Here is an 11408-nt window from a genome sequence, read left to right on the forward strand (position 1 = left end):
GCGAAAGCCAGGACCCATACCGCGGAATCTCTCGATTGGAGACGATGGGAGTACCAGACCGCGGATCTTCGCCAAATTGCGCACCGGGGTAATGGGTCCTGGCTTTCGCCAGGACGACACTGAACTTGAGGCCCGGCCAAACCGCCCCGTATGCCCCCGGTAACCCAGCGTTAACCCTTTTTTTGCCCAAATCGGCGATCTCAGTACTGGTTTGGCCGCGAGGCCCAAGTTACGGCCCAGTTTAAGTCTTCGTTGACCACACCTTTGGGCCAACGGGCTCGTGATCCCCGCTCGGGTTGCGACCACATGCCCCAGAGGTTAGAATTTTAATCAATGGCTTCAGGGCATAAGCGCTGGAGCGTGATTTGAAAAAGCCCGTCGCGACGGGTCCGGGTCTCCGGTCGGATCATGCTTCAAGATTGGGGTTTGCGCGCGATGCCCTGGACGGTGTGGGGTCCATCTTGATTTCTCGTTCGCTTGCTCGCGCGTTTTTGGTTTCGGTGGCGCTTGCCGCCAGCTTTGTGCTGGCCGGCTGCGACACCGACCAGGTTTCGCTTGCGACCAATGCCAAGGCCAACCAGCCGGTCCCGCCAAAACTTCTCGCCGCGATGGTCGAGAAGAACATGGATCTGCAATCGCCGATCCTGGTGCGCCTGTTCAAGCAGGAGGCCGAGCTCGAGGTCTGGAAGCAGACCCGCAACGGCCAGTTCGCTCTGCTCAAGACCTATCCGATCTGTCGCTGGTCGGGCGACCTCGGCCCGAAGGTGCGCGAAGGCGACCGCCAGGCGCCGGAGGGATTCTACTCGATCAATCCGAGCCAGATGAATCCGCAGTCGGCATACTATTTGTCGTTCAACACGGGCTATCCGAACGCGTTCGACAAGGCTCTGGGCCGCAGCGGCTCGCAGCTGATGGTGCATGGCGATTGTTCGTCGCGCGGCTGCTACGCGATGACGGACGAGCAGATCGCCGAGATCTATTCGCTCGGGCGCGAGTCGTTCTTCGGCGGCCAGAAGGCGTTCCAGCTGCAGGCCTACCCGTTCAAGATGACGCCGGTGAACATGGCCAAGCACCGGAACAATCCGAACATGCCGTTCTGGAAGATGATCAAGGAAGGCTATGATCATTTCGAGGTGACGCGGCAGGAGCCGAAGGTCGATTTCTGCGAGAAGAAGTACGTCTTCGACGCAACGAAGGCGCCCGACGCCAAGCGCGATCCGGTGTTCGACGCCTCGGCAAAGTGCCCCGCCTATGTGATCCCCGAGGACATCGTCAGCGCCGTGCGCGAGAAGGACCAGCGCGACCAGGCCGAGTACAACAAGCTGGTTTCGCGCGGCACGCCCGTTGCGCGCATGAATACCGGCATCGACGGCGGCATGAACAAGATCTTTGCCGCGAAGATTCCGGAAGGCTCGACAGGTCTGTCCGAGGGTGCCGAAGGCACGACCTTGCAGATGCTGGCGATGGCGAAGGCGCCGGGCACGATCCCCGGACACGTCAATCCGCCGAAGCCGAATCTCGATGCAGCCGCGCCCTCGCCGCAGGAAGAGCCGGTCGTCGCCGTCAGCGCGCCCGCCGCCAGCGCCCGCGTCGCCACCGCAGCTCCGGCCGAGAAGTCCGGCTTCTTCTCGAATCTCGGCCGCAAGATGGGCATGGGCAACGCTGACACCACGGCGACCGCGCCTCCGCCGCAGGCCACGGCATCTGTCGCCCCGGCCGCGACGACCACGACGCCGCCGACCGCAGCATCGAGGCTGAAGGCCGCGGTGACCCGGTTCGTGCCGGGTCGCGACACATCCAAGGACGCGCCGAAGCCGACGGTGGCCGCCAAGCCCGTCGAGCCGGTGAAACCCGACACCCGCCTCGCCGCGACCCGCCCGACGCTGAAGCCGTCGGTGTCGGATGGCGCGGGTGAAGCAACGCAGATCATGGGCGCCGCGCCGGTGGTGTCGTCGAACTCGTTCGACAGCCGGTTTGGGGCGGTGAAGTAAGCGGGCGGGCACCTTTCGCCCTTTCCCGATTCTTACCAAGGTGACGGCCGTCCCGGATGATCAGCGGCATTCCAAGACCCGAACGCCCTTGAATTGCGATGATATCCGCTCCATGATATACAATGATCTTGTATATCATGGAGCATTCCATGCTGGTCTCCAAATGGGGTAACAGCCTCGCAGTCCGCCTGCCTAAAGCACTCGTTGAGGCCTTGAACCTCTCACCCGGTGACGAGCTCAACGTCGTAGAGGCTTCGACAGGCCAGATCGCGGTAGAGAAGGTCGACAGACGAGCGGAATTTCTCAAGCAAGCCGAGCAGTTCCGGATTCCCCTGCCCGAGGGTTACAAATTCGACCGCGACGAAGCAAACGAGAGATGAGCTCGTTCTTCGACAGCAACATCTTGGTCTATGCCTTTTCGGCCGACATCCGACGCGAGCGCGCGCTGACTACAATTGCTGGCGGCGGCGTCATCAGTGCGCAGGTGCTGAACGAGTTCACCAACGTACTGCGCAAGAAGCAGAGACAGGACTGGTCCGTTATCGAGGCAGCGGTGCAAGCTATCCGATTTCGGTTTCCGGATATCACACCGCTCACCGCCGACACGCACGCTACGGCGCTTGCGCTTGCGCGCGACCATACGCTTGCCTTCTACGATGCTCTGATCGTAGCGGCCGCAATCGAGGCTGGCTGCGAGACCCTATATAGCGAGGACATGCAGCACGGCCGCAGCATCGGTGGGCTGTCCATCGTCAATCCATTTTTCGGAAGCACTTCGTCGGCACCCTGAGGTGGCCGCTTCTGCAGCGGCCCTCGAAGGGCGACGGCCCCGCTGACAGCTCGGCCGTACATCCTTCGAGGCTCGCTACTCGAGCGCCTCACGATGACGGGACTGGTACGGTGCGCCGCGCCTTACGGCGCCAGATACCGCAGCAGCTCCGGATTCCCCCTCACCTCGCCGGCCTGCCCCTGCAGCGCGACGCGCCCGCGGTCGAGCACGTAGGCGTAATCGGCGACGCGGAGCGCAAGGTCGAGGTGCTGCTCGACGATGATGACGGCGATGGTTTTCGCGAGTTCGATCAGGCGCTCGGTGATCTCCTCGATCACGCCGATCCAGACGCCTTCGGTCGGCTCGTCGAGCAAGAGCAGCTTCGGATCGCCCAGCATCGCGCGGCCGATGGCGAGCATCTTGCGCTCGCCGCCGGAAAGCGTGCCGGCGGGCTGGTCGAGGCGCTGGCCGAGCTTTGGGAAGATGGTCAGCACGTGGTCGATCGCGTCGGCCTTCCTGCTCGCGAGCGAGCCGACCGCGAGATTGTCGCGCACCGACAGGCGCGCGAACACCGAATGCTCCTGCGGCACATAGCCGATGCCGGCGCGCACGCGCTCCTGGGTCGCGCGGCGGCTGATGTCGCGGCCGTCGAAGGCGACCTCGCCCTTCCACGCCGGCAGCTCGCCGACGATGGTCTTCATCAGCGTGGTCTTGCCGGCGCCGTTGCGGCCCAGCACGGCGACACCGCCACGCCAGGGAATGCCGAGGTTGACGTCGAACAGGACCTGGCTGCGGCCATAGCCGGCGTCGAGATGCTTGATGTCCAAAAATTCAGGCACGGCGCAAATAGATCTCCTGGACGGCCTTGTTGGCCTGGATCTCGGACACCGTGCCGGACGCCAGCACCTTGCCCTGGTCGAGCACGGTCAAACGATCACAGATGTCGCGAATGAAATCGAGGTCGTGCTCGACGATGACGAGCGAGCAATGTTTCTTGATCGGCTGAAGCAATTCGCCGGTGACGCGGCGCTCCTCCAGGCTCATGCCGCCGGTCGGCTCGTCCAGCAGCAGAAGTTTCGGCTTGCCGGCAAGCGCCATCGCGATCTCCAGCCATTGCTGCTGGCCGTGCGATAGCGCCGCCGCCGCGTCGAAAGCGCGGTCGGCAAGGCGAAATTGCGTCAGCATGGTCATGACCTGGTCATGCAGGAGCCCGCGGGTGCGCGAGAACACCAGATCGAACAGCGAGGACTGCGCCTGTAGCGCGAGCAGGATGTTGTCGTAGAGCGTCAGCGACGGCAGCACCGACGTGATCTGGAATTTCAGGCTCATGCCGGCGCGGGCACGCTCGGTCGGCGTGAACGCGGTGATGTCGGTGTTGACGAAACTCACCTTGCCTTGGGTGGGCACTTCGGCGCCGGCAATGCACTTCATCAGCGTGCTCTTGCCGGAGCCGTTCGGGCCGATCAGGCCGTGAAACTCGTTCTCGCCGACGGTCAGCGCGGCGCCATCGAGCGCGGTGAGCTTGCCGAAGATTTTTCTGACGCCGGTGGCTTCAAGGAGCGGCATCGCGCTTCTCCTTTCCGGTCTCCCTGGACTTGCCACCAAAGCTGCCGACCCGCTCGCGCTCGCCGAGCACGAAACTGATCAGACCGAGCGGCCGGAACAGGATCACGAGCAGCAGCAGCACACCAAGGATGATCGGCCAGACCTCGCGGTAATTGTCCGAGAGCCAGAAACTGACGCCCTCGACGATGACAGCGCCGATGACGGCGCCGATCAGCGTGCCGGAACCGCCGAACAGGACGTAGAGCACGACTTGCGTCGAGACCACGACGCCGACCATGTTGGGCCAGACGAAACCCTCGTGGAAGGCGTAAAGGCTGCCGGCAAGACCCGCCACCGCGCCGCCGATCGCGAAGATGATCGCCTTCAGGTGCTGCGCCTTGTAGCCGAAGAAGGCGATGCGCTGCTCGTTCTCGCGCAATCCCGCGAGCGCCAACCCGAACTGCGAGCGCACGAGAAAGCGGCAAAGGAGATAGACCACGACCAGAATGCCGAGCGCGAGATAATAGAACGGCGGCCCTTCCGAGAACTCGTAGGCACCGAGCGTCATCGGCGCGATCGAGGGGATGCCGTTCTGGCCACCGAGATAGTACCAGCCGCGCGCGAGCCGGTCGGCCGCGTAGGAACCGGTCAGCGTGCCCAGAGAGACGAAGATCACGCTGGAGGGATGCCGTCCCAGCAGCAGGAAGCCGCCGAGCAGCAGCGCGAAGGTGAGGCCGATCAGCGTGCCCGCGGGCAGCACCAGCAGGATGTTGGTGATGTCGAGGTCGCGCGCGAGCAGTGCCACACCGTACCCGGCTGAGCCAAAAAACAGCGCCTGGCCAAAGCTCATGATGCCGGCATAGCCCCACACCAGGTCGAACGACAGCGCGAACAGCGCGAGGATGATCACGCGCGTCGCGAACACCGTGAGGTAGTCCTGCAGCACCAGCGGCGCGACCAGCGCCGCGACGAGCACGACGGCCTCCACGATCGGCAGGACTTTTCGTCCTGCCGCGACCTGTTCCGCTACCGCGCGCTCAGCCATCCCATCGTCCGCTTCGTCGCCGGCGATGGCCTCTCTTACCACACTCATCGACTTCGGCATTCCGCCTCAGCATTCCTTGGGATCGACGAGCCCGTCGCTGCGTCCGACGATCTCGTAGTTCCCGCCCTTGGCGACCGCGGTGTACATCTTCATCTTGCAGTGCCGCTTGCCCGGCACCATTTCGGCCGGCCCGCCCGGACCTTCGGCGATCTTGGCATGGTCGAGCGTCGCGGCGACCGATTCGCGGTCGATCTTGCCGGCTTCCTTGACGGCGGCCTCCCACAGCTTCAGGCCGCGATAGGTGCCGGTGGCGGCACTACCGGCGGCGAACAGGAAGTTGCCCGGAAAATCCTTCTCGTAGGCCGCCTGGATTTTTGCGTCGAACGGGTTCTCCTTGGTCAGCACCTTGAAATAATCGAGACAGCTGGCGAGACCCTCGATCTCGGCCGCCTGGTTGATGTTGAGCGTGTTCTCGTCATAGTAGACGCAGGCGAGGCGGCCGCCGTTCTTGAGGAAGCCGGCTTCATAGAGCTGCTTGAAGAACGGACCGACGCCCGGCGGGATGACGGTGTTGAAGACGACGTCGACCTTGTTGGAGATGATGCGGTTGACGGTCGAGGAGAAGTCGACCTGGTCGAGCGGATAGTATTCCTCGAACACGACCTCGCCGCCGTTGGCCTCGATCACCTTGCGGGCGTAGACGTTGAGCGTGTGCGGCCAGACGTAGTTGGCGCTCGGCAGCGCGAATTTCTTGCCCCCGTTCTTGATCAGCCAGGGAATGAAGTCGTCGCACTGCTGCGCCGGCGTCGGCCCGGTGCAGAACAGATAGGGCGTGCACTCCTTGCCTTCGTAGAGCTGCGGATAGATGTAGAGCGTCTTGCCGCGCGCGACGATCGGGTCCTTGATCGCGTTGCGCATCGACGAGGTGATGCCGCCAAGCACCATGTCGACCTTGTCGCGCTGGATCAGCTTGCGGACGTTGCCCACCGCGACGGATTCGTTCGAGGCGGTGTCCTCGATATAGAGCTCGAGCGGGCGGCCGAGCAGACCGCCGCCGGCGTTGATCTCCTTGATCACCATCTTCGCGACGTTGGCGTCGGCATTGCCGGCGTAGGCGATCGGCCCGGTGAGGTCGGTGGCGATCCCGACCTTGATCGGGGCTTCGGCCGCATTGGCCCAGGGCGCCGGGATCACCCAGCTGCCAACGCCGGTTGCGACCGCGCCGGCGGCAAAGGCGAAATTGGAAAGGAAACGGCGACGGGAGAGCTGAGTACGATCGGACATGCGACTAAATCCCTTTTCCAGCGATGAGGCCCTGCGGGCGGAATTTGATGAAGACGATGGCGAGAACGAAGACGAGGACATCGGCCACGACGGGCGCCATCACCCAGGGCAGCGCGGCACTGAGTGTGCCGATGACGCCGGCGCCCGCGACCGGCCCGATGAAGGAGCCGACGCCGCCGACCATGACCGCGACAAAGCCCTGGATCAGGAAGCGGAGGCCGAGATCGGCGAACAGGCTGAACACCGGCACGATCAGCGCGCCGGCAAGGCCGGCAAGCGCCGCGCCGAACGCAAAGGTGGCGCCGTAGATCAGCGGCGTGGAGATTCCGGAGGAGCGCGCCAGCGACGGATTCTCCAGCGTGGCGCGCACGCGCAGGCCGAAGCTGGTGCGCGCCAGCAGCAGATAGCAGCCGCCCATCACCAGCGCCGTGATGACGATGATGGTGAAGCGCCAGGCCGAGATGTGCATGGCGCCGATGTCGATCGAGCCGCCGATCGGCTCCGGCACGGTGAGATAGAAGCCGCCGATCAGGCCGCGCACGGATTCGCGGATGATCAGGCCGAGCGCATAGGTGCCGAGCATGGCGACGATGGGTGCTGCGTAGAAGCGTCGGATGATCAGCGCCTCCAGCACGAAGCCGAGTGCGCCGACGGCGAAGGGCGCGGCGACCATGCCGGCCCAGATCGGCAGGCCCTTGGCGTAGGCGAGATAGGTGATGTAGGCCCCGAGCAGGACGAACTCGCCTTGCGCGAAGTTGAAGATGCCCATCATGCTGGCGATGATGCCGAGCCCCAGCACGATCAGGACGATGATCGCGCCAAAGCTCAGGATCTCGAACGCCGCGACGAACGCGTTAGCCATATGATGGTGTTCCGTCCGTCTGCATCAATGCCTCGCTCACATCTTCTTCCAGTCGCCGATCTGCTCGAAGGCGTGGGCGGCGCGGTAGATGGTGGATTCCTCGAACATGCGGCCGACCAGCATCAGGCCGACGGGCAGGCCGTCGACCATGCCGCAGGGCAGCGACATCGCGGGATGATGGGTGATGTCGAACGGCGCGGTGTTGGAGATCATCTCCAGCGCGCGGGCGACATAATCCTCGCGGCTCGCGGTGGGCTCCGGCAGCTTCGTCGCCTTCATCGGCGTGGTCGGAAGCAGCAGCAGGTCGTAGTCCTTGAAGGCCTTGTCATAGGCCGCGGTCAGGCGGCGGGAGATGTTGAGCGCCTTGCCGTAATAGCGGGGACCGAAATTGTTGTTGATGTAGGTGCCGAGCAGCAGGAACAGCTTTGTGGTCTCGGACAGCGAATCCGCCTGCCGGCGCCAGCCGCGGTGGAAATCCATCAGCGTGGTCGAGTAGAGATCGGAGCGGGACAGGCCATAGCCGTCGCCATACATCATGGTCTGGGTCATGCCCTCGGTGCCGATTGGCGTCCAGATCGCGGGGCCCATCAGATGCATCGGGATCGAGACGGTCTCGACGGTGGCGCCGAGATCCTTGAAACGCTTTGCCGCCTCGCGGACGCTTTCGTTCACCGCGGCCTCCGCGGTCGCCTGCTCAAAGCCCTCCTTGAGGATGCCGATCTTCATGCCTTTCACGCCCTGGCCGAGCGCCTTGGTGTACTCCTCGACCTTGGGCGCCTTGATGCGGGGATCGTAGCCGTCGTCGCCGGCCAGCACCTCCAGCAACAGCGCGTTGTCGGCGACGGTCGCCGTCATCGGGCCGGTGTGGTCGACGAAGATCTCGATCGGCATGATGCCGGTGTAGGGCACGAGGCCCCAGGTCGGCTTCATGCCATAGGTGCCGCAGAACGAGGACGGCATGCGGATCGAGCCGCCCTGGTCGCCGCCGATCGCCATGTCGACCTCGCCGAGCGCGACGACAACGCCGCTGCCTGACGACGAGCCGCCGGCCGAATAGCCCATCTTGTGCGGATTGTGGACGGCGCCGACTGCATTGGTGTGGCTGCCGCCGGACATGCAGAAGGATTCGCAATGAACTTTTCCGGCGATCTCGGCGCCGGCATCGAGCATGCGCGTGACGATGGTGGCGTCGAAATCGGGGACGTAGCCTTCGAGCGTCGCCGAACCGTTCATCATGGGAACGCCGGCAAGCATGATGTTGTCTTTCAGAGCGACCGTCTTGCCCTTGAGCTTGCCGCTCGCCGCACCCTTCACGGTCGACTTGCGATACCAGGCGTTGCGCGGGTTCTCTTCCGGCGAAGGCCGATAGCCCGGCGTGCGCGGATATTTGACCTCCGGCACCTCGTCCGGCATGGCTCCGACGAGATTGTAGGCTTCGATCGAGCCCTGCATCAGGCCGCGGAACGAGGCGACATCGTCATCGGTCAGCGCGAGGCCGCACTGCTCGGCGACGCTGCGAAGTTGGGCTGGCGTGGGAAGGACAACTGTCACGGCGCTCTCCTCAAAGGCTTCTTGTTCCCTGGCATCGGAGCCTCATGGGCGCGCTTGCACGGCGCGGGCCAGTCGGCTTCACGTCGATATTACAGACGGAAATATTTTCCTTTTCAAGTATTATTTTGGATTCGGGCGTTTGCGGATTGCCGCGCCGGCATCAGACCGGCTTGATCAGCTTGAAGTCGAGGCCATCTGCCCCGGCGAGATACATTTGCATCCGGGTGTGACCGTTCCTGACGGTGACGGGGCCACGCGCGCCGCCATAGACGATGTTGCGGCCGGCCGCGAGCATGGGCCCCATCGCCAACGTGCCCGCCTTGTTCGCCACGGCTTCGAGGAAGCGCAGTCCCTCATAGCTGGATTGACCGAGCGAGCCGATCGGGGGGCCGTTCGGTCCGAACATCGCACGATAGCGGCTCTGGAAGTCGTCGTTGGCCCGCGATCCGATGCCGGGGAAATAGCCGGAGGCGCAGAACAGATTCTCGCTGTTGTCGGCGCCGATTCCGAGCAGCACGGTCTCGTCCATCGCCCCGGCCAGCCGCAGTGTCGTGGCGCCAAGACCGCATTCGCCGAACGCGCGATTGAACGTGATGCTGTCGGTGCCGATCAACGAGATAAGGACGACGTCCGGCCTCGCGGCACGGATGCGCTCCAGATGCGGCTCGTGGTTGTCTTCGCCGAGGGGAACGAACTCTTCGCCGACGACATGGCCGCCGGCCTCCTTGATGTAGCGCTTCACCGCGCGGTGCGACTGCCAGGGCCAGACATAATCGCTGCCGATCAGGTACCAGCGCGCCGCCTTCTTGACGTCGGCAAGCCAGTGGATCGACGGGCGGCTCTGCCAGCGCGGCGTCTCGCCGATCGCCATGACACCCGGCGTCTGCTCGCCGCCCTCGTAGACGGGCGTGTAGATGTAGGGGATGCGGTGGCGGGTGGTGACCTTGCGCAGCGCCACACGCACCGCGCTGGTATGCAGCCCGACGATGAGGTCGATCTCATCCGAAGCGATCGCCTGCTCGGCGCGGCTCAGAATCTCGTCGAGCGGGCCGCCGGCGTCGTAGATCGAAAGCTCGATCTCGCGTCCGAGGATGCCGCCGCGCTTGTTGATCTCGGCGACCGCGAGCTGCGCGCTGCTTGTCGCGCACGGGCCCCAAACGCCGGGCGAGCCGGTGCAGCAGATGAAGCCCCCGATGCGGAGCCTATTGCGTGCGCCGCGGCGCTTCATGAAATGCGCGTCAACCGGCGACAGGTCGAAATCCGCCGCCGACGACGACAGATTCCTGAACAGCAAGGACGGCGGTAACGCCGGACCGCCGTGAGCCGGGAAGTTTACCGTCGCGCGCACGCCAACTCCTGTCTGACACCAGACTTGAAAGCTCATTCAGCAGGCGGCCGCGGCACCCGCCCTTTTGTTGGGCAATATCCTATTTTGAAAATATTGAATATTCAAGAATTGAAGTGCATATAGATGCAGCATCGATTGCAAGACATTCACTCATTTGGGTCAAGACGAAGTCTTAGCCGTGGCAAAACCGAACACCCCGATCACCGAACACCTCGCCTATTTGCTCGCGCAAGCCAACCGGGAGATCAACCGACAGCTCGAACTGCGGTTGAGCAAGGAAGGCGTACCCGTCGAGCAGTGGCGCATCCTGAAAGTGCTGTCGGATGGCAACGGCCATTCGATGGGCGAGCTCGCGGATGCCGTGCTGCTCAACCATCCGACGCTGACCAAGATGATCGACCGCATGGTCTCGGACACGCTGGTCTACCGCGTGCAGGACCCGAACGATCGCCGCAAGGTTTTGATGTTCATCTCCGATCGCGGCAAGGTGCTGAGCAAGAAGCTCAACTCGCTCGCGGTGGACCAGGAGGAGCACATCCTCGAAAGCTACGGCGACAAATCGACGAGCGAATTGAAGCGGCTGCTGGAGAGCCTGATCGACAGCTCGAATTGAGCGGCGCGTTTTCGGCTCGCGCTCTCAAGGCCCGTCGTCCTGCACAAGCGAGCGTAGCAAGCGCTGATCCAGGACCCATTACCCCAGGATTGGGTTTGGCGAGAACTCGCGGTTACCAGCTCGCGCTACCACGTCTCCCTGGGGTAATGGGTCCTGGCTTTCGCCAGGACGACGATGTGGAGCAATGCGCGCGCCACACGCTCAATCGTCATCGTCCGGCTTGACCGGACGATCCAGTATCCCGAGACGTTTGTGATTGAACTGAGAAGCCGCAGCGTACTGGATGCCCCGCTTTCGCGGGGCATGACAGTGGAGTTTAGCGACTAGCCGTACCGCCCGTGGCAGTGCTTGTACTTGTAGTGGAAGTGAAATCTCGGAATTGTTTCAGTAGCTTGCAGCC

11 protein-coding genes are annotated in these 11408 nt (G+C 63.6%); 4 read left to right on the forward strand and 7 right to left on the reverse strand.

Annotated features, from left to right (window positions below):
• Positions 1–461: 461 nt before the first annotated feature.
• The 3 genes from JQ591_RS32880 to JQ591_RS32890 all read left to right on the forward strand — a co-directional run bounded on the left by JQ591_RS32880 (position 462) and on the right by JQ591_RS32890 (position 2781).
• On the forward strand, positions 462–1991 hold the full coding sequence (locus JQ591_RS32880; protein WP_249137958.1) for a L,D-transpeptidase family protein: 1530 nt from the start codon (positions 462–464) through the stop codon (positions 1989–1991).
• 149 nt (positions 1992–2140) lie between these two features.
• Positions 2141–2371 carry an AbrB/MazE/SpoVT family DNA-binding domain-containing protein gene (locus JQ591_RS32885; RefSeq protein WP_211400115.1) on the forward strand — a complete coding sequence of 77 codons (231 nt, stop codon included), beginning with the start codon at positions 2141–2143 and terminating at the stop codon, positions 2369–2371.
• Complete coding sequence (locus JQ591_RS32890) at positions 2368–2781, forward strand: PIN domain-containing protein (RefSeq protein ID WP_211400116.1); 414 nt, start codon at positions 2368–2370, stop codon at positions 2779–2781. Before JQ591_RS32885 ends, JQ591_RS32890 begins: the two co-directional genes overlap by 4 nt.
• A 122-nt stretch (positions 2782–2903) precedes the next feature.
• Here the strand turns inward: JQ591_RS32890 and JQ591_RS32895 are convergent, their stop codons facing one another.
• From JQ591_RS32895 to JQ591_RS32925, 7 genes are all read right to left on the reverse strand, one after another.
• A complete protein-coding gene (locus JQ591_RS32895; RefSeq protein WP_211400117.1) occupies positions 2904–3599 on the reverse strand; it encodes a branched-chain amino acid ABC transporter ATP-binding protein in 696 nt (231 codons plus the stop codon).
• Positions 3592–4326 (reverse strand): ABC transporter ATP-binding protein, encoded by a 735-nt coding sequence (locus JQ591_RS32900; RefSeq protein WP_211400118.1) that lies wholly within the window; start codon positions 4324–4326, stop codon positions 3592–3594. Before JQ591_RS32900 ends, JQ591_RS32895 begins: the two co-directional genes overlap by 8 nt.
• The gene (locus JQ591_RS32905) at positions 4313–5410 is read right to left on the reverse strand and encodes a branched-chain amino acid ABC transporter permease (RefSeq protein ID WP_211400119.1); all 1098 of its coding nucleotides are present in this window, start codon (positions 5408–5410) and stop codon (positions 4313–4315) included. Before JQ591_RS32905 ends, JQ591_RS32900 begins: the two co-directional genes overlap by 14 nt.
• A gap of 6 nt (positions 5411–5416) precedes the next feature.
• On the reverse strand, positions 5417–6634 hold the full coding sequence (locus JQ591_RS32910; RefSeq protein WP_211400120.1) for a substrate-binding protein: 1218 nt from the start codon (positions 6632–6634) through the stop codon (positions 5417–5419).
• Between the two features lie 4 nt (positions 6635–6638).
• Entirely contained in the window at positions 6639–7496 is an 858-nt protein-coding gene (locus JQ591_RS32915; protein ID WP_211400121.1) for a branched-chain amino acid ABC transporter permease, read from the reverse strand.
• Between the two features lie 36 nt (positions 7497–7532).
• Positions 7533–9047, reverse strand: coding sequence for an amidase (locus tag JQ591_RS32920; protein WP_211400122.1), 1515 nt, complete (start codon positions 9045–9047; stop codon positions 7533–7535).
• 160 nt (positions 9048–9207) lie between these two features.
• Entirely contained in the window at positions 9208–10395 is a 1188-nt protein-coding gene (locus JQ591_RS32925) for a substrate-binding domain-containing protein (RefSeq protein WP_211400123.1), read from the reverse strand.
• Positions 10396–10573: 178 nt separating this feature from the next.
• Here JQ591_RS32925 and JQ591_RS32930 point away from each other — a divergent pair, with 178 nt between their 5' ends.
• Positions 10574–11008: a MarR family winged helix-turn-helix transcriptional regulator gene (locus JQ591_RS32930; protein ID WP_007599198.1), complete on the forward strand. Its 435-nt coding sequence runs from the start codon at positions 10574–10576 to the stop codon at positions 11006–11008.
• The last annotated feature ends 400 nt before the right edge of the window (positions 11009–11408 follow it).

It is taken from the genome of Bradyrhizobium canariense (assembly GCF_018130465.1).
Taxonomy (GTDB): Bacteria; Pseudomonadota; Alphaproteobacteria; order Rhizobiales; family Xanthobacteraceae; genus Bradyrhizobium; species Bradyrhizobium canariense_C.